Source organism: Pseudomonas sp. AF03-9 (assembly GCF_020515815.1).
In the GTDB taxonomy this organism is placed as follows: domain Bacteria; phylum Pseudomonadota; class Gammaproteobacteria; order Pseudomonadales; family Pseudomonadaceae; genus Aquipseudomonas.
On record NZ_JAHPJF010000012.1, the window covers coordinates 46,869 to 64,315 of the forward strand.

A 17,447-nucleotide genomic window follows, 5' to 3' on the forward strand; every position below is an offset into this window, starting at 1 on the left:
TTGGCTCATGGGCACCAGTAAATCTCTAATGTGGGTTGCAAAAACGCGCGAATCGGCATGGCAGCGATGTCGTCACCGGCCAGTGCAGCGCTCAAGGTCGTCAATTTCGAACTGCCGGAAATCGACAGTACGGTGTAGTTCGCCGAAGCCAGCAGCGCGCGACTCATGGTCAGGCGCTGGTGGGGTACGGTCGGCGCCAGCATCGGCCAGCAACGGCGCGTGCCGTCCGGCTGCAAGGCTTCGCTCAGGTTCGGGCTGTTGGGAAACAGCGACGCGGTGTGACCGTCATCGCCCATGCCCAGCACCAACACGTCAATCGCCGGCAATTCCGCCAGCAGGCGATCGGCCTGCTCGGCAGCGTCTTCAAGATTGGCCGCGGCGCTGTACAGGCTCAGGAATTTGGCCTTGGCCGCCGGGCCTTGCAGCAAGTATTGCTTGAGCAGACCGGCGTTGCTGTCGGCGTGTTCCACCGGCACCCAGCGTTCGTCGGCCAGGGTGATCGTCACCTTGGACCAGTCCAGGCCTTGCTTGGCCAGGTTCTGGAAAAACGCCACGGGGCTACGGCCACCGGACACCACCAACGTGGCTTCGCCACGGGCGCTGATGGCCGCACGCAATTGCTCGGCCACATCATTGGCCAGGCCTTGCGCCAACAGCACCGGCGTGCGGTACTCGTGCGGCGTGACGCCCTGGGGCAGTTTCAAATCAGATATCGCCATACCACGACCTCCCATCCCGCGTGATCAGTGCAATGGAGCTCATCGGCCCCCAGGAACCCGCCGCGTACGGCTTGGGCGCATCACCGGATTTTTTCCACCCGGCGATCAACTGGTCACACCACTTCCACGCGGCTTCGATTTCATCTTTACGCACAAACAGGTTCTGATTGCCGCGCATCACTTCGAGCAACAACCGCTCGTAGGCATCGGGAATCCGTGCGCTGCGATAGGTGTCGGAAAAATTCAGTTGCAGCGGCCCGCTGCGCAGTTGCATGCCCTTGTCCAGGCCCTGCTCCTTGGTCATCACACGCAAGGAAATACCTTCGTCCGGTTGCAGGCGGATGATCAGCTTGTTGCTGATCTGCAAGCGCTGCTCGGGGGCGAAGATGTAGTGGGACGGTTCCTTGAAGTGGATAACGATCTGCGACAGCTTTTGCGGCATGCGCTTGCCGGTGCGCAAGTAGAACGGCACCCCGGCCCAACGCCAGTTGCGGATGTCGGCACGCAGGGCGACGAAGGTCTCGGTGTCGCTCTGGGTGTTGGAATTCTCTTCTTCGAGGTAACCCGGCACCGGCTTGCCAGCGCTGTAGCCGGCGATGTACTGGCCGCGCACAACCTGGGTGGTCAAGCCTTCCGGGCTGATCGGCGCCAGGGCCTTGAGCACTTTGACCTTCTCGTCCCGGATACTGTCGGCGGACAGGTCAGCCGGCGGGTCCATGGCGATCAGGCAAAGCAGTTGCAGCAGGTGGTTCTGGATCATGTCGCGCAGCTGGCCGGCCTTGTCGAAGTAGCCCCAACGGCCTTCGATGCCAACCTGCTCGGCGACAGTGATTTCCACGTGGGAAATGTAGTTCTGGTTCCACTGGGTTTCGAAAAGGCTGTTGGCGAAACGCAGGGCGATCAGGTTCTGGACGGTTTCTTTGCCCAGGTAGTGGTCGATGCGGTAGGTGCGGTTTTCCGGGAAGAACTGCGCCACGGCATCGTTGACCTTGCGCGAGGATTCCAGGTCCGAGCCGATGGGTTTTTCCAGCACCACGCGGGTGTTTTCCGCCAGGCCGGCCTTGGCCAGGTTTTCGCAGATCGCACCGTACACCGCTGCCGGGGTGGCGAAGTAGGCGATCAGACGTTGTTCGTGGCCGACTTTTTCCGCCAGGGCGACGTAGTCATCGGCGTTCTTGAAGTCGACGTGGACGTAGGTCAGGCGCGCCAGGAAACGTTGGGCGATGGTTTCGTCCAGGTCCTTGCCGACGTAGCTGCGCAGTTCTTTTTCGATATGGGCCAGGTGCTGTTGCTCGGTCCCGGCTTCACGGGCCAGGGCCAGGATGCGGGTGTCGTCGTGCAAGAGCCCGGCGCCATCGAGTTGATAGAGGGCAGGAAATAACTTGCGCAGCGCCAGATCACCCAAGGCGCCAAACAGGGCAAAGGTGCAGGGTTCTACGGTTATCGAAGGCATGATGTTTGTTCTTTTATCAAGTTAAGCTACAAATACCTTTTTTCAAGGCATCACTCAAGGAAAAATGTAGTAATAACCACAACATTTTCCCGAAATACGCATTGCGAGTGGTGGTGTTCAGCTACCCTCAGTAGGATAGGCCACCGCAAAAGACCACTGGTCGATTGGTTGCCACCCTTATTTGCATCGTCGCCCGAAGGAAAGACTGAATGGACCGCGTGCGAAATCTTCTGGAACAGATCCAGAACCGCCTCGAAGAATTGAACAAGGCCGAGAAAAAAGTCGCCGAGGTCATCCTGCTCAACCCGCAGCAGGCGACCCGCTTCTCTATCGCCGCCCTCGCCCAAGCCGCCTCGGTCAGTGAACCGACGGTCAACCGTTTCTGCCGTTCGTTCGGCGTCAGCGGCTACCCTGAACTGAAACTGCAACTGGCGCAAAGCCTGGCCAGCGGTGCTGCGTATGTCAGCCGCGCGGTGGAGGCCGATGATAACCCCGAGGCCTACACCCAGAAGATCTTTGGCAGCGCCATCGCATCCCTGGACAGCGCCTGCCAGGCCCTGGACCCGAACTTGATCAGCAAGGCCGTGGACCTGCTGATCCAGGCGCGGCAGATCCACTTCTTCGGCCTCGGCGCTTCGGCACCTGTGGCGATGGACGCGCTGCACAAGTTCTTCCGCTTCAACCTGTCGGTCACCGCCCACGCGGACGTGCTGATGCAGCGCATGATCGCGTCGGTGGCGCATACGGGCGAGCTGTTCGTGATCATTTCCTACACCGGGCGTACCCGTGAGCTGGTGGAAGTGGCACGTATCGCCCGCAGCAACGGCGCCTCGGTGCTGGGCGTGACCGCCGAGAACTCACCATTGGCCAAGGCCAGTACGGTGAGCCTGAATATTCCACTGCCGGAAGATACGGACATCTATATGCCGATGACCTCGCGGATCATTCAGTTGACGGTGCTGGATGTGCTGGCGACAGGCATGACGCTGCGCCGTGGGGTGGATTTCCAGCCCCATCTGCGCAAGATCAAAGAGAGCTTGAATGACAGCCGGTATCCGGTTGGCGATGAGTTCAACTAAGGCTGGAATCTCTACCAGCTGTACCGGCCTCTTCGCGAGCAAGCCCGCTCCCACATTTTGATTTGTGAACACATTCAAATGTGGGAGCGGGCTTGCTCGCGAAGGGGTCCGCAGCCACACCGCTACACCCCAGCCCTGGCCTGCAGACTCAAATGCGCCCGTTCCCCCGGCGCCAGGCTCGCGCCGGCCATTGCCGACTCCACGCACACAAACCCCGACGCCTCGTTGAAGCTCACGCCCAACAGCGGCCGGCTGCCCGGATGCCACACCACCGTATCGGCGCTGTCGCCGGTGTCGATGCACAATTCGCGTTGCCAGGCGTGGTCCTTGAGCTGCAATTCGCCGTCGTGCTGGAACACCCGCTGGCAGCCGCCGTCCACCCGCAACTCACCTTCCTGCTGGCAAGCCTGGCGACTGAGCTGGTCATAACCTTGCGCGCCGTCGAGCCCAGACAGCGCTACCTCATCAACGTGACCAATACGCCAGTAGGCGTGCAAAGCATGGCTCAACTGACACGGCAGCTCGTCCTGATGCTCGGTGCTCAGGCGCAGTTCCAGGGTGTCGCCCAGGTGTGCGTGCAGGTCGACCTGCCAATCGCACAACTGCAGTTGCCAGTGCAGACGCACACCGTCGTCGTCGGTGCTGCTGTCGAGCAGTTTCCAGTCGATCAGCCGCGCCCAGCCGTGGGATGGCCAAGCGTTCTCGCTGGGATGACGGCCATACCACGGCCAGCACACCGGCACGCCACCACGGATCGCGCCGACTTGCGGCCACTTCGCCGCACACCACAGCCAGGGTTTTTGCCCCGTGGGTTGAAAGTGCAACAGTTGCGCGCCCTGACGACTGAACACCGCCTGGCACAGCGGGTGGTCGATCACCAATACGTCGCGCATCTGAAAGCGCTCCCAGGCGAACACTGGACGTTCGCGCAGGGATTTGAAAAAGCGTTGCAGCGGTTGCTCATGCATTTGCCACTGTCCTGAAGGTCTTCACAGTGCTGCGCAAAAAAAAGCGGATAGCCATGGCTACCCGCAAAATGCGCACAGAGAGAAGGAGCTTATCGCAACAACGTTAGAACGTAGACTGAATTTTCAGGCCAGCCACCAACGCGTTGTCGACTTTGTCCACGCCGCCAGGTTGCACGACGTATTGCAGGTTAGGACGCACGGTCAGCCAGTTGGTGACGTGGAAACCGTAGTTGATTTCGAAGTTGTACTCGGTCTCGCGGATCGGCGTGTACAGCGGGTTGTCGTAGTCGCTCACGCCGTTGGAGGCGTTGAGCAGCTCGGCGTTTTTCTTCACGTCATTGTTGACGTGCAGACGCGCAGCACCGATGCCGACGTCATCTTTTGGACGCGCGTCGAACGGACCTTTGTACACCAGCATCAACGACTGGTAGTTGTCGACGGTGTTGGTTTCCTTGTCGTGGAACGTGGCGTTGGCCGCGATGTTCAGACCACGGGAAGCGTCGCCGTTATGGGTGGTGAGTTGCTGTTGGGCAACGAACCAGTAGCCTTTCTTGCTGCTGTGGGTGCGGTAGTCCGCGCGTGTGGTCGCCGCATCGTTACCGTTCACGTCTTCACGCACGTCGGACGCCTCGGCGGCGCTTTTGTAGTAACCCACACGGTATTCGCCCGGCAGGTTGTTGACCTTCGGCGACCAGACCAATTCCACCGGGATTACAGTGCCCTTGGTACCGCTGCCGCTGAGCTTGAAGCCGTTACCGTGCTCCAGCTGCGACGGGTTCTGGTTGTACGCACCGATTTGCGCGTACAGCTCAGGCGTGATGTGGTACTTCACGCGGATCGCAGCCTGGCTGACCGGCCAGTTGTACCAGGTGCTCACATAGTTACCGACCTGGGAACCGCAGAACGACAGGTTCTGGAAGTCGCACGGGAAGGTGTTGAAGTCTTCGCCTTCACCGAAGTAACCGAGCTTCACGTCCAACTTGTTGTCGAACATCTGGTGCTGGATCCAGAACTGGGTCAGACGCACCATGTGGCCACGGCCGTAGACTTCCATCGACGAACTCAGCGTGCCGGCACGCGGGTCGCCGATACGATCGTTGGAGATGTTCTGGCCATTACGGTTGGTCAACTGGATCTTGGCCTGGGTGTTGTCCCAGCCCCACAGTTTTTGCAGGTCCAGCGCGACACCCAAGCCGAACTGGTCGGAGTAGCGACCGGTCTTGTCGGTGTTGTAGCCGCCGTGGGCGTTGTAGCCCATTTCGCCTACGTAGTCAGCCTTGATATCGATACCTTGCTCGATCAGCTTGGTCCGTTCGCCGCCCCAATCGCCGGTCATCCACTTGGAATCGGCGCTGAATGCTTCGTCCGCCATCGCATTGGCGGACAAAACCAGGGCTGCTGCCGCTGACAGTTGGCAGATCAGCCGGGTAGTGTTGTGTTGCTTTTTCATCCCTACATCCTCGTCTTTATTGTTATTAAACTGTTTTTATCTAACGCGGGTTACTTTTTTATTTAAAACAACAACTTATCTGCTTCAACGGCCTTTGAATTGGGCCACATTGTCGGCATGCCCCTGTGCGGGCAATGAAGAAGCAGTGCCCAGACGCTCGCCGGTATTGGCGTCGAACAGCAATACCTTGGATGGATCAAATTGCAGGGTCAGGGTCTCGCCCACCTGCGGGGCCACGTCGGGCGCCAGGCGGCAGCAGACCTTGGTGTCATTGAGTTGCACGAATACCAGGGTGTCCGGGCCGGTCGGTTCGGTGACCTGCACTTCGGCGCGGATGCTCGAACCGTTGCCCTCGCCCGCCGCCAGCAGGATCTGCTCGGGGCGCAGGCCAAGGATCACGTCACGGTCTTCAAGACCGGCGTCGGTCACGTTCAGCACCAGCTCGCAACGGGCCTGGCCGCTGTCGAGCAGGGCCACCAGACGACCGTCCTTGCGTTGCAGGCGCAGGGGCACGAAGTTCATCGGCGGCGAACCGATAAAGCTCGCCACGAACTGGTTGGCCGGGTTGTTGTAGATGTCTTTCGGCGTGCCGAACTGCTGGATGATGCCGTCCTTCATCACCGCCACTTTGTCGCCCAGGGTCATCGCTTCGATCTGGTCGTGGGTGACGTAGACGGTGGTGGTTTTCAGACGCTGGTGCATCAGTTTCATTTCGGTGCGCATCTCGACGCGCAGCTTGGCGTCGAGGTTGGACAGCGGTTCGTCGAACAGGTAGATCTTCGGCCGACGTGCCAGGGCGCGGCCCATGGCCACACGCTGTTGCTGGCCACCGGAGAGCTGGCCCGGCTTGCGGTTGAGCAGGTGTTCGATCTGCAACAGCTTGGCCACGCGCGCCACTTCGGCGTCGATGTCGGCCTGGGGCATCTTGCGGATTTTGAGGCCGAATTCGATGTTCTCGCGCACGCTCATGGTCGGGTATAGCGCGTAGGACTGGAACACCATGGCGATGTCGCGATCCTTGGGGCTCATGCCGCTGACGTCCTGGTCGCCGATCATGATCGCGCCGCCAGTGATGGTTTCCAGGCCGGCGATGCAGTTCATCAGCGTGGATTTACCGCAACCCGAAGGGCCGACCAGGATGAGGAATTCGCCTTCCTTGATCGACAGTTCGATGTTCTTCAAGGTGTCGGGCAGGCCGGGGCCATAGGTCTTGTTTACATTGCGAAGTTCAAGCGTAGCCATGATTACCCCTTGACCGCGCCGGCCGTGAGGCCGCGCACGAAATACTTGCCTGCGATCACATAGACCAGCAGGGTCGGCAGCCCGGCGATCATCGCCGCCGCCATATCCACGTTATATTCCTTGGCCCCGGTGCTGGTGTTGACCAGGTTGTTCAGCGCCACCGTGATGGGCTGGGAGTCGCCGCTGGAGAACACCACGCCGAACAGGAAGTCGTTCCAGATCTGGGTAAATTGCCAGATCAGGCAGACCATGATGATCGGGGTCGACATCGGCAGAATGATCCGACGGAAGATGGTGAAGAAACCCGCACCGTCCAGGCGTGCGGCCTTGACCAGCGCATCCGGAATGCTCACGTAGTAGTTACGGAAGAACAGCGTGGTGAACGCCAGCCCGTAGACCACATGGATAAACACCAGGCCGGTGGTGGTGCTGGCCAGGCCCATCTTGCCAAGGGTGAACGACGCCGGCAGCAGCACGGTCTGGAACGGCAGGAAGCAGCCGAACAACAGCAAGCCGAAGAACAACTGCGAACCTTTGAAGCGCCAGAACGACAGCACATAGCCGTTCAACGCACCGATGGCGGTGGAGATCAGCACGGCCGGCACAGTGATCTTGATCGAGTTCCAGAAGTAACCGTCTACCGTGGCCCAGGCCTTGACCCAGCCGATGCCGGTGACCACGGTCGGCCAGCTCAGCAGGTTGCCGTTACTGATGTCATCCGGGGTCTTGAAGCTGGTGAGCAACATCACCACCAGCGGCACCAGGTACAGCAGCACCGCGAGGATCAGCACCGCGTAGATCGCGACGCGACTCAAGCTGATGGCAGGTTTGGAAGCGAGACTAGTCATGGCGTTTGGTCCTCAGCTCGGAGTAGAGGTAAGGCACGATGATCGCAAGGATCGCACCGAGCATCAGGATGGCACTGGCCGAGCCCATGCCCATCTGGCCACGGCTGAAGGTGAACGAGTACATGAACATCGCCGGCAGGTCGGACGAGTAGCCCGGCCCACCTGCGGTCATCGCCGCCACCAGGTCGAAGCTCTTGATCGCAATGTGCGCCAGGATCATCACGGCACTGAAGAACACCGGACGCAGGCTGGGCAGCACCACGCTCCAGTAGATGCGCGGCAGGCTCGCGCCATCGATCTGCGCGGCGCGGATGATCGATTGATCAACCCCACGCAGGCCCGCGAGGAACATCGCCATGATGAAACCCGAGGCTTGCCACACCGCGGCGATTACCAGGCAATAGACCACGCGATCCGGGTCGATCAGCCAGTCGAGACGGAAGCCTTCCCAGCCCCAGTCCCGCAGGAGTTTGTCCAGGCCCATGCCCGGGTTGAGCAGCCACTTCCAGGCCGTACCCGTAACGATCATCGAGAGCGCCATCGGGTACAGGTAAATGGTGCGGATAAAACCTTCACGACGGATACGCTGGTCGAGGAACACCGCCAGCAGAACACCAATCACCAGGGTGATGCCGATAAACATGCCGCCAAACAGCGCCAGGTTTTTGCTTGCGACCCACCAACGGTCGTTGTCGAACAGGCGCTCATATTGCGCCAACCCCGCCCACTTGTAGCTGGGCAGGAAAGTGGATGTGGTGAACGACAGCACAAACGTCCACAGGATGTAGCCGTAGAAGCCCACCAGTACGATGAACATGCTCGGCGCCAGCACCAGTTTCGGTAGCCAGCGCTGCAGTGCATCGAACGGCGAGGCTTTGCTGAACACAGCAACAGAACTCATGGGGAAATCCAATGAAAGAGTGAGGGCAGCTGCAAGTTACAAGCTATAAGCGGCAAGAGAGGTTGCAGACCACTTGCAGCTAATAACTTGCAGCTTGTCGCTTACTTGGCCGACTTGATCGCAGCGCCCAGTTTCTTGGCGGTGTCGGCCGGGTCGGCTTTCGGGTCATTGAGGAAGTTGGTCACGACATCAAAGAACGCGCCTTGCACCGCCAGGTTGGTGGCCATGTTGTGCGCCATGCTTGGCTGCAGGCCACCGGTCTTGGCGTCGGCCAGGAAGTCCTTGGCAGCGGTCTGGGCGCAGGAGTCGAAGCCGAGCTTGTCCATGTTGTTCAACATGTCGTTACGCACCGGGATCGAGCCTTTGTTGATGCTGAAGACCTTCTGGAAGTTTTCACCCAGCACGACTTTGGCAATGTCCTGCTGGCCAGCGGCAGTGCCTTTGTCTTTCTGCTTGAACACCGCCAGGGAGTCGATGTTGTAGGTGAAAGCTTTCTCGGTGCCAGGGAAGGCGACGCACTCGTAGTCCTTGCCCGCGACTTTCTTGGCGGCGGTCCACTCGGACTTGGCCCAGTCACCCATGATCTGCATGCCGGCCTTGCCGTTGATGACTTTACCGGCTTCGAGGTTCCAGTCCTGGCCTTTGCCGTCGACGTCCATATAGGTCGCGACTTTTTTCAGCTCGGTGAGCGACTTGACCATTTCCGGGCCCGTCAGCGCAGCGTTGTCCAGGTCGACCAGGGCTTTCTTGTAGCCGTCGGCTCCCATCACCGACAGGACGACGGCTTCGAACACGGTGCTGTCCTGCCAAGGCTGGCCGCCGTGGGCGAGCGGAATGAAACCGGCAGCCTTGAGCTTGTCGCCGGCTGCGTAGAATTCTTCGAGGGTGGTCGGGTTCTTGGTGATGCCGGCTTTCTTGAAGACTTCCGGGTTGATCCACAGCCAGTTGACGCGGTGGATGTTCACAGGTACGGCGACGTAGTCACCGTCGAACTTCACGGTATCGGAGACTTTTTTGTCGAGCAGGGAATCCCACTTTTCGTCTTTGGCCACGCCTTTCAAGACGTCGGTGTCGAGCAGGCCAGTGGACGCCCATTCCTGGATGTCGGGACCTTTGATCTGGGCAACGCCGGGCGGGTTGCCCGCAACTGCGCGGCTTTTCAGCACAGTCATGGCCGTGGCACCACCGCCACCGGCGACGGCACCGTCTTTCCAGGTGAAACCGTCTTTCTCAACTTGGGCCTTCAGGACATCCACTGCCGCTTTCTCACCGCCAGAGGTCCACCAATGCACCACTTCAACCGTACCTTTGGAGTCGGCGGCAAATGCACTGAGGGGAAACAACGAGGCAATGGAAATAGCGACGGCGAGGCGATTAATCGCGTTCATCTGAGTACCTTTTTTTGTTGTTATGCATGCAAGTCTAGAGCTTGCGCTGCACGGAGTTTAAACATGGATATTTAGGGCGCAGGTAACAAAGGGACGTACAAATGTCACCAGCTGGTGACATAAGACCCCGCCCCCAATGCACTGGCCATGCTTGGCGCCAACGGTAGCGCAGGCAGCAGCACCGCTTGCCAGGCATGGTACAGGTCCGGCTTGCCAGCCCAGATCGTGCTGCTGGGTTGGTTGTGCGGGCTGAGCTCGTGGTGCCAGCTGCCGTGGATGCGGTCGATGAAATGGGTTTCGCAGAACTCCCAGAAACGCCGATACCAGGTTTCGTAGTGCAACTCACCGGTGCGTTTGAGCAAGGCCTGGGCTGCGGCGCTGGCTTCGGCGTGGGTCCAGTGCAGGCGCTCACGCACCACCGGGCGCTGGTTCCAGTCCAGGGTGTAGACGATGCCGGGCGCACCATCGACCGCCCAAGCGTATTCGCAGGCGCTGGCGAACAGGCCTTTGGCGTCGGTCAACAACCAGTCCGGCGTGACCAGCCCAGCGCGCAGGCGCGAGGCCTCCAGGTGCAGCACCAGCCGCGCCCACTCGAACCCATGGCCAGGAGTGATGCCGTAGGGGCGGAAGCCGTCGGCGCGATTGTCTTCGTTGTAATCCAGCAGGGGCTGCCAGTGAGCGTCGAAATGTTCGATCACCATGTACTGGTTGCCGGCGGCGTGGGTGTGGATCACCCGCTCGACGATCCGCAGCGCGCGGTCCAGCCAACGCGTGTCACCGGTTACATCGGCCAGGGCGAGGAAGGCCTCGGTGGCGTGCATGTTGCTGTTGGCGCCGCGATAGGCTTCGACGCCACTCCAATCCTGGGCAAAGGTTTCGAGCATGACGCCCTCCTCCTCGTTCCAGAAGCACTGGTCGATGATGTGGATCGCGTCGTTTAGCAGGGCCTGGGCACCGGGAACGCCGGCCACCACCGCGGAGCTGGCAGCCAGGGCGACAAAGGCGTGCAGGTAAGCAGCCTTGCCACGGTTGCCATCGAGGGCGCGGGGCGTGGCGAACCAGCCACCGTGCTGCGCATCCTTCAGCGGACCACTGAGGGCCGCGACACCGTGGGCCACCCACTCGGCGTAACCCGGCAGGCCAAGGGCGTAGGCCATGGCAAAGCTGTGGGTCATACGGGCAGTGTTCATGGTTTCGGCGTGGGCATCGGCCGGCAATTGGCCTCTGTCGTCCAGGTTGCCGAAACCGTCGGGCAGGCGCGCGGCCTTGGCGAATGCCAACAGACGCTGGCCTTCGGCGGCAAGCCAGGCGTGATGGGCAGGCGCGTTCAGCCAACTGCTGGCAGGCAGTGGTTGGGTGGTCATGGGTGGCCCTTATTATTGTTTATGGGGTGACCGGAGTCTAAACAAGGGGGCCGTGGGGGCAAGTAACGAAGGGGATGGGAAATGTCACCAGGCGGTGACAATGAGACCAAGAGCACTATTTAACTCCTGGCCCCAGTGCAAAATGTGGGAGCGGTTTACACGCCTGTTGTCTCAGGTGTGATCACTGCCCCAGCGGGGTGACCCTGGCCGGTGCATTCAGTTGCTGCTGCAGGTTCTGCACCTGGCTCTGCAAGGTGGTGATGTTGCGGGTGGTCTGGATGCGGAACACATCAAACTCTTTATTGGTCGGCGCATCGCTGCTGGCCGGCTGGTTTTCCTGGGCGCTCTTGAGCACCACCAGATCCTGCTCCAGACGAGCAATGGCCGCGCTTGGGTTGCCTTGTTTCTTCAGTGCAGCCACATCGGCGGCCAGCTCCTTGAACTCGGCATCGCGCTTGGCCGCCTCACCTTGTGCCGCCTTCAAGCCTGCCACGGCGTCGGTCAAGGCCTGCACCTGGCCTTGCAGCTTGCTGTTGGCGCTCGACAGTTCGGTGGTGCTGGCGGTCATGGTCGCCAGGCGCTTGTCGAGCTCGGTGGCCTGGCCGGCCACGCCGACCTGCTGCTTGCCCTGCTCCAGCAACTGGGTCTCCAACTGGCGGATCTGCAACTTCAACGCTTCACTGCCGTTGTTCACACTGGCCTCACTGGCGACGACCTTGCCGGAAATATCCTGCAGGCGCCCCGCCGCTTCTTCGCTGATGCGCGCAAAGCTTTCCTGGGTGGCGACCAGTTGCTGACCCATCAGGGAAATCTGCTGGAAGCTCCACCAGGCCAGCCCGGCGAAGGCGAAGAGCAGCGCGCCGATCAGGGCCCACAATGGCCCGGTGCTGGCGCTCTTGACCTTGACCACCTTCGTGTTGCGCGAACGCACCGAGGTGGCGGGAGTCGGTTCGAAATCATCGTCATCCCCTACATCGGCGCGCAGGCTGGGAACGTCGTCGAAATCGTCTTTGGCATCGTTACGCATGAATCAACCCTGAATCGGTGAGGTGGCGAGCGACGGGAGTATAAACCGCAGTCCTGTCGCTCTGATCGACCCGGAACCACGAATTCGGTTCCCGATGTGTTGCCTGTTGTGACCTTACTTGAGCCCCGAATCCTGGGCCTTCCACCAGCTGCAGAACTCGTCGAGGGCAGTCCATAGGCTGACCTTGGGCTCGTAGTCCAGATAATGCCTGGCACGGCTGATGTCGAGGGTGAAATCTTTGTTCATCACTTGCATGCCCAGGCGCGACAGCGCCGGTTCCGGGCGGCCGGGCCACATCGCGCAGAACGCTTCGTTCAACGCCGCAACGCCGTAGGACAAACCGTAGGACCGGTAACGCTTCACCTGCGGCAGTTCCATTTGACGCATCACATAGTTCACCACATCCCACACCGGCACCGGGGCACCGTTGCTGATGTTGTAGGCCTTGCCCAACGCCGAACCTGTGGCGAGCAAACTGCTGAGCAGCGCTTCGTTGAGGTTGTGCACGCTGGTGAAATCAACTTTGTTCAAACCGTCGCCGACGATGGCCAGGCGGTTCTTGCGCTGCATTTTCAACAGGCGCGAGAAGATACTCATGTCGCCGGCGCCCGTCACGAAACGCGGGCGCAGCGCCAGCACTTCGAGGCCAAACTCCTGGGCGCCGAACACCTTCTGCTCGGCCAGGTATTTGGTCGCGGCGTAAGGATGCTTGAAACGCTTGGGGACTTGCTCTTCGGTCAACCCCAGGTGGTCGCGCCCATCAAAGTAGATCGACGGCGACGACAGGTGCACCAACCGGCCGACACGCTGTTTAAGGCAGGCCTCGACGACGTTTTCAGTCACCAGCACATTGCCCTGGTAGAAGTCCTGATACTTGCCCCACAACCCGACGGCGCCCGCGCAATGCACCACGGCTTCAACGTCGCGGCACAGTTCGCGTACCAGGTCGGCATCATTCAAATCACCCTGGATAAACTCGGCACCGCGCCTGACCAGGTGCTCCACACCTTCGGCGCGTCGCCCGTTGACCCGCACGTCGAGGCCCTGCTCCAGAGCGAAACGCGCAAAGCGTCCGCCGATGAAGCCGCTTGCGCCGGTGACCAGAATTTTCATGTATTACCCCATGTTCTTTCATTTTTCATCGCTGTTGCCTTGACGCCCGCTGTCAGTCCAACGGCACCAGCCATTGGCCACACGCCTGGGCCAGATGGTCGGTCAACAAGCCCAGCAGTTGCCCGCCACTGCGCCAATGATGCCAGTACAGCGGCACATCGATGGGCTTATCTGGCAATAACTCCACCAGCACGCCCTTTTCCAACTGGTCGCGCACCTGTAATTCCGGCACCAGGCCCCAACCGAGCCCGGCCTCCGTCAGGCGGATGAAGCCTTCGGAAGATGGGCATAAATGGTGTTCGAAACCACCGTCCACACCAAGCGAAGCCAGGTAACGGTGTTGCAGGAAATCATCCGGACCGAACACCAGCGCCGGAGTGCGCGCCAGTTGATCGGCACGTACCCCTCCGGGAAAGTGCCGGGCGATAAACGCCGGACTGGCCAGCGCACGATAGCGCATGGCGCCGAGCAACAAGCTGCGGGCCCCGGCTACCGGGCGCTCGCTGGCGCAGATACAGGCCGCCACTTCACCGGCGCGCATGCGTTTGAGGCCGACGGTCTGATCCTCCACCACCAGGTCCAGCAGCAAATGCTGCTCGGCGCAAAACGCGCTGACCGCCTCGGCCCACCAGGTGGCAAGGCTGTCGGCGTTCAAGGCGATGCGCAGGCGTTCGGGCATGCCCTCTGCGTCCAGCGCCGGCACCTGGCTTTGCAGGTCGCGCTCCAGCAGGCGCACCTGTTGCACATGGTTAAGCAGGCGCCGGCCGATGTCGGTGGGCGTCGGCGGCGTGGCCCGCACCAGCACCGGCTGGCCGATGCGTGCTTCAAGCAGCTTGATGCGCTGGGAAATCGCCGATTGCGACAACCCCAGCACCTGGGCGCCGCGTTCAAAGCCGGCCTGTTCCACCACCGCTGCCAGGGCGGAAAGCAATTTATAGTCGAACATCAGTTTCTCTAATGAGCGATCAGCAATATTGGTTTTTCTTATACAGCTTCGCCCGTGAGAATGACCAGCATTGCTTCTCTCTATTCAAGGAATTCTCACATGACTGGCGAAACCGCCCTGGCGACCCTGCTAAGTAGCATGAGCGCGCAGTTGAATGACGGCGACTATGTGTTCTGCACCCTGCCCGACCACCGCATCCCGGCGGGCTGTGAAGTGATCGGCAGCTTTCGCGAACAGGAAGGCCTGACGCTGATTGTCAAGCGCGAGCAAGCCGAACAGGCAGGATTGCAGTTCGACTACGTGGCCGCCTGGATCACCTTGAACGTGCATTCGTCCCTGGAGGCTGTCGGCCTCACCGCCGCCTTTGCCAGCGCGCTGGGCCAGGCCGGAATCAGCTGCAATGTGATTGCCGGTTATTACCACGATCACCTGTTCGTCGGCCGCGCCGATGCCGAGCGTGCCTTGCAGGTATTACGGCAACTGGCGGCGGACGCGGAGTAAATCCTATGTGGCAAAGCTATGTGAACGGCCTGTTGGTGGCCCTCGGTTTGATCATGGCCATCGGCACCCAGAACGCCTTTGTGCTGGCGCAAAGCCTGCGCCGCGAACACCATTTGCCCGTCGCGGCGTTGTGCGTGGTATGCGACGCGTTGTTGGTGGCCGCGGGGGTGTTCGGCCTGGCCACGGTGCTGGCGCAAAACCCGCTGCTGCTGGCGATTGCCCGCTGGGGCGGCGCGGCATTCCTGTTGTGGTATGGCACCCTGGCACTGCGTCGGGCATTTTCGAGCCAAAGCCTGGAGCAGGGCGGCAACCTCAAGGTGCGTTCGTTGCGCGCGGTGATGCTCAGTGCCTTGGCGGTGACGCTGCTCAATCCCCATGTGTATCTGGACACGGTATTGCTGATCGGCTCACTGGGCGCGCAACAAACCGAACCCGGTGCCTACGTGGCCGGGGCGGCCAGTGCGTCCTTCCTGTGGTTCGCCACCCTGGCCCTCGGTGCGGCATGGTTGGCGCCGTGGCTGGCACGCCCGGCCACCTGGCGCCTGCTGGACCTGTTGGTGGCGGTGATGATGTTCAGCGTGGCCTATCAATTGATCGCCGCCTGACGAATATTCCAAAACGCTCTGGAACCTCTATCCCACACAGTTGTTGCGTGGTTTTGCCGCACCCCCGGTGCTATGATCCGGACCCTGCGCCGCAAAGAGTACAAACTCCCCGGCGCTTGTTTGGCCGCCCGTGATCGGCCTTGCGCTCACCGCAACTGACCTGATTAGGAGAATCATCATGGCTTTCGAATTGCCGCCGCTGCCCTACGCACACGATGCCCTGCAGCCGCACATCTCCAAGGAAACCTTGGAATTCCACCACGACAAGCACCACAACACCTATGTCGTGAACCTGAACAACCTGGTGCCAGGCACCGAGTTCGAAGGCAAGACCCTGGAAGAGATCGTCAAGTCCTCTTCGGGCGGCATCTTCAACAACGCTGCCCAGGTCTGGAACCACACCTTCTACTGGAACTGCCTGGCGCCAAACGCCGGCGGTCAACCAACCGGCGCGCTGGCTGAAGCCATCAACGCTGCGTTCGGTTCGTTCGACAAGTTCAAGGAAGAGTTCACCAAGACCTCCGTCGGCACCTTCGGTTCCGGTTGGGGCTGGCTGGTGAAAAAGGCTGACGGTTCCCTGGCCCTGGCCAGCACCATCGGCGCCGGCAACCCGCTGACCAGCGGCGACACCCCGCTGCTGACCTGCGACGTGTGGGAACACGCCTACTACATCGACTACCGCAACGCGCGTCCAAAGTATGTGGAAGCGTTCTGGAACCTGGTCAACTGGAAGTTCGTGGCTGAGCAGTTCGAAGGCAAGACCTTCACTGCCTAAGCAGCCCTTGCAGTAAAAAAAGCCCGGCAATGCAGGCTGTGTGAAAACGCAGCCCACGCCGGTCTAAAGCAAATGCCCCGACTTGTCGGGGCATTTGCTTTTGCGGTTTCGGATAGCAAAAAAGGGCTTTTCAGCCCATCAACTCCATCATTTTTCGCACACCCAACACGTTTATGGCTCTTTTCAGGTTGTACACCTGCATCGCTAGCGCCATTTCCGTTCGTGTTCCGTCGAGTTGGCGAAACAGGAACCGGGCATTTTTTCGGGAATGAGTTCGTCCAGTGAGACTGGAAACAGAATGCCTTGGATACGGTCTTCACCTTGGATGTAGCGCATAAGAAAAATGCCCGTCTCTTTCGATACGGGCATTTTTCTTAAACCGGGCGGCAGATTGCTAGGTTTTCACACAGCCTGAATTGCCGGGCTTTTTCATGGTTAGCGCAAACCCCACGAGGAACTCTCACAGCGTCAGCCGCCACTTATTCGGTGAGGGGATACGCCCCCTTAACCTATCGGAGAAATCACAATGACAATAAGCGCAGCCTCCGCAATCTCGCTGGGTGGCGATCTATTGAAAGCCGCAATTCCTGTCGTTGGCGAAGTGGTAAAAGCTATTGCACCACTGATCCAACCCTTTGCCGACGCAGTAGCAAAGAAAATCGGCGCAGAGAGTCCAAAGAGCGAATCCAGCGAACCGATACAGTTTGCCGCCCTGACCAACAAGGCTAAGCAGACGATCAGTTTCATTAAATAAACGATAGCGCCAGGGCAGGAGCGGGACCGCTCCTGCTCCTGCGGCTTTTGACTCCGCTATCGCACGGGGCATGCCAGGGAATATGTGGGCTTAACGCTTCACGGCATTCGCCAACATTTGGAGGCCTATTTGCTCCAGTACGTTATTGCGATTGTTGCTGCCCCCAAAGTTGATTGTTGGATTTGACTGCCCTAGACCCGCCCCCCCCAAGACTGCGCCCATCGCGCCTTTTACGACCTGCTCGCCAACATCCCCTAACATTTTCAAACCCTGCCCAACCACAGGGGCTGCAGCCGCAGCCACTGCAGGCAACG

At 60.2% G+C, this 17,447-nt stretch carries 17 protein-coding genes; 5 read left to right on the forward strand and 12 right to left on the reverse strand.

The window, feature by feature from the left end; all coding sequences use genetic code 11:
- Positions 1 to 5 precede the first annotated feature (5 nt).
- Positions 6 to 719: a 6-phosphogluconolactonase gene (gene pgl, locus LIY36_RS15515; RefSeq protein ID WP_192301023.1), complete on the reverse strand. Its 714-nt coding sequence runs from the start codon at positions 717 to 719 to the stop codon at positions 6 to 8.
- The gene (gene zwf, locus LIY36_RS15520) at positions 706 to 2,172 is read right to left on the reverse strand and encodes a glucose-6-phosphate dehydrogenase (RefSeq protein ID WP_226456221.1); all 1,467 of its coding nucleotides are present in this window, start codon (positions 2,170 to 2,172) and stop codon (positions 706 to 708) included. The genes pgl and zwf overlap by 14 nt, the downstream gene beginning before the upstream one ends.
- Positions 2,173 to 2,390: 218 nt before the next feature.
- Between zwf and LIY36_RS15525 the strand changes: the two genes are divergently transcribed.
- The gene (locus tag LIY36_RS15525) at positions 2,391 to 3,251 is read left to right on the forward strand and encodes a MurR/RpiR family transcriptional regulator (RefSeq protein ID WP_177413991.1); all 861 of its coding nucleotides are present in this window, start codon (positions 2,391 to 2,393) and stop codon (positions 3,249 to 3,251) included.
- 122 nt (positions 3,252 to 3,373) lie between these two features.
- Here the strand turns inward: LIY36_RS15525 and LIY36_RS15530 are convergent, their stop codons facing one another.
- The 10 genes from LIY36_RS15530 to LIY36_RS15575 all read right to left on the reverse strand — a co-directional run bounded on the left by LIY36_RS15530 (position 3,374) and on the right by LIY36_RS15575 (position 14,498).
- The gene (locus LIY36_RS15530; RefSeq protein WP_226456222.1) at positions 3,374 to 4,219 is read right to left on the reverse strand and encodes a D-hexose-6-phosphate mutarotase; all 846 of its coding nucleotides are present in this window, start codon (positions 4,217 to 4,219) and stop codon (positions 3,374 to 3,376) included.
- 103 nt (positions 4,220 to 4,322) lie between these two features.
- A complete protein-coding gene (locus LIY36_RS15535) occupies positions 4,323 to 5,669 on the reverse strand; it encodes a carbohydrate porin (RefSeq protein WP_017737958.1) in 1,347 nt (448 codons plus the stop codon).
- Positions 5,670 to 5,753: 84 nt separating this feature from the next.
- A complete protein-coding gene (locus tag LIY36_RS15540; RefSeq protein WP_192301019.1) occupies positions 5,754 to 6,911 on the reverse strand; it encodes an ABC transporter ATP-binding protein in 1,158 nt (385 codons plus the stop codon).
- 2 nt (positions 6,912 to 6,913) lie between these two features.
- Positions 6,914 to 7,759, reverse strand: coding sequence for a carbohydrate ABC transporter permease (locus LIY36_RS15545; RefSeq protein ID WP_124524882.1), 846 nt, complete (start codon positions 7,757 to 7,759; stop codon positions 6,914 to 6,916).
- The gene (locus LIY36_RS15550; protein WP_192301018.1) at positions 7,752 to 8,660 is read right to left on the reverse strand and encodes a carbohydrate ABC transporter permease; all 909 of its coding nucleotides are present in this window, start codon (positions 8,658 to 8,660) and stop codon (positions 7,752 to 7,754) included. The genes LIY36_RS15545 and LIY36_RS15550 overlap by 8 nt, the downstream gene beginning before the upstream one ends.
- A gap of 101 nt (positions 8,661 to 8,761) precedes the next feature.
- Positions 8,762 to 10,048: an ABC transporter substrate-binding protein gene (locus LIY36_RS15555; protein ID WP_226456223.1), complete on the reverse strand. Its 1,287-nt coding sequence runs from the start codon at positions 10,046 to 10,048 to the stop codon at positions 8,762 to 8,764.
- A 104-nt stretch (positions 10,049 to 10,152) separates the two neighbouring features.
- Positions 10,153 to 11,412: a D-mannose isomerase gene (locus tag LIY36_RS15560; RefSeq protein ID WP_226456224.1), complete on the reverse strand. Its 1,260-nt coding sequence runs from the start codon at positions 11,410 to 11,412 to the stop codon at positions 10,153 to 10,155.
- A gap of 181 nt (positions 11,413 to 11,593) precedes the next feature.
- The gene (locus tag LIY36_RS15565) at positions 11,594 to 12,439 is read right to left on the reverse strand and encodes an ATPase (RefSeq protein WP_192301015.1); all 846 of its coding nucleotides are present in this window, start codon (positions 12,437 to 12,439) and stop codon (positions 11,594 to 11,596) included.
- Positions 12,440 to 12,553: 114 nt separating this feature from the next.
- Positions 12,554 to 13,552 (reverse strand): NAD-dependent epimerase/dehydratase family protein, encoded by a 999-nt coding sequence (locus LIY36_RS15570; protein ID WP_226456225.1) that lies wholly within the window; start codon positions 13,550 to 13,552, stop codon positions 12,554 to 12,556.
- A gap of 52 nt (positions 13,553 to 13,604) precedes the next feature.
- Complete coding sequence (locus LIY36_RS15575) at positions 13,605 to 14,498, reverse strand: LysR family transcriptional regulator ArgP (RefSeq protein ID WP_192301013.1); 894 nt, start codon at positions 14,496 to 14,498, stop codon at positions 13,605 to 13,607.
- Positions 14,499 to 14,597: 99 nt separating this feature from the next.
- Between LIY36_RS15575 and LIY36_RS15580 the strand changes: the two genes are divergently transcribed.
- From LIY36_RS15580 to LIY36_RS15595, 4 genes are all read left to right on the forward strand, one after another.
- Positions 14,598 to 14,999: an ACT domain-containing protein gene (locus tag LIY36_RS15580; RefSeq protein ID WP_226456226.1), complete on the forward strand. Its 402-nt coding sequence runs from the start codon at positions 14,598 to 14,600 to the stop codon at positions 14,997 to 14,999.
- A 5-nt stretch (positions 15,000 to 15,004) separates the two neighbouring features.
- On the forward strand, positions 15,005 to 15,604 hold the full coding sequence (locus tag LIY36_RS15585) for a LysE/ArgO family amino acid transporter (RefSeq protein ID WP_226456227.1): 600 nt from the start codon (positions 15,005 to 15,007) through the stop codon (positions 15,602 to 15,604).
- 178 nt (positions 15,605 to 15,782) lie between these two features.
- A complete protein-coding gene (locus LIY36_RS15590; RefSeq protein WP_192301010.1) occupies positions 15,783 to 16,379 on the forward strand; it encodes a superoxide dismutase in 597 nt (198 codons plus the stop codon).
- Between the two features lie 526 nt (positions 16,380 to 16,905).
- Complete coding sequence (locus LIY36_RS15595) at positions 16,906 to 17,133, forward strand: hypothetical protein (RefSeq protein ID WP_226456228.1); 228 nt, start codon at positions 16,906 to 16,908, stop codon at positions 17,131 to 17,133.
- Positions 17,134 to 17,447: the final 314 nt, after the last annotated feature.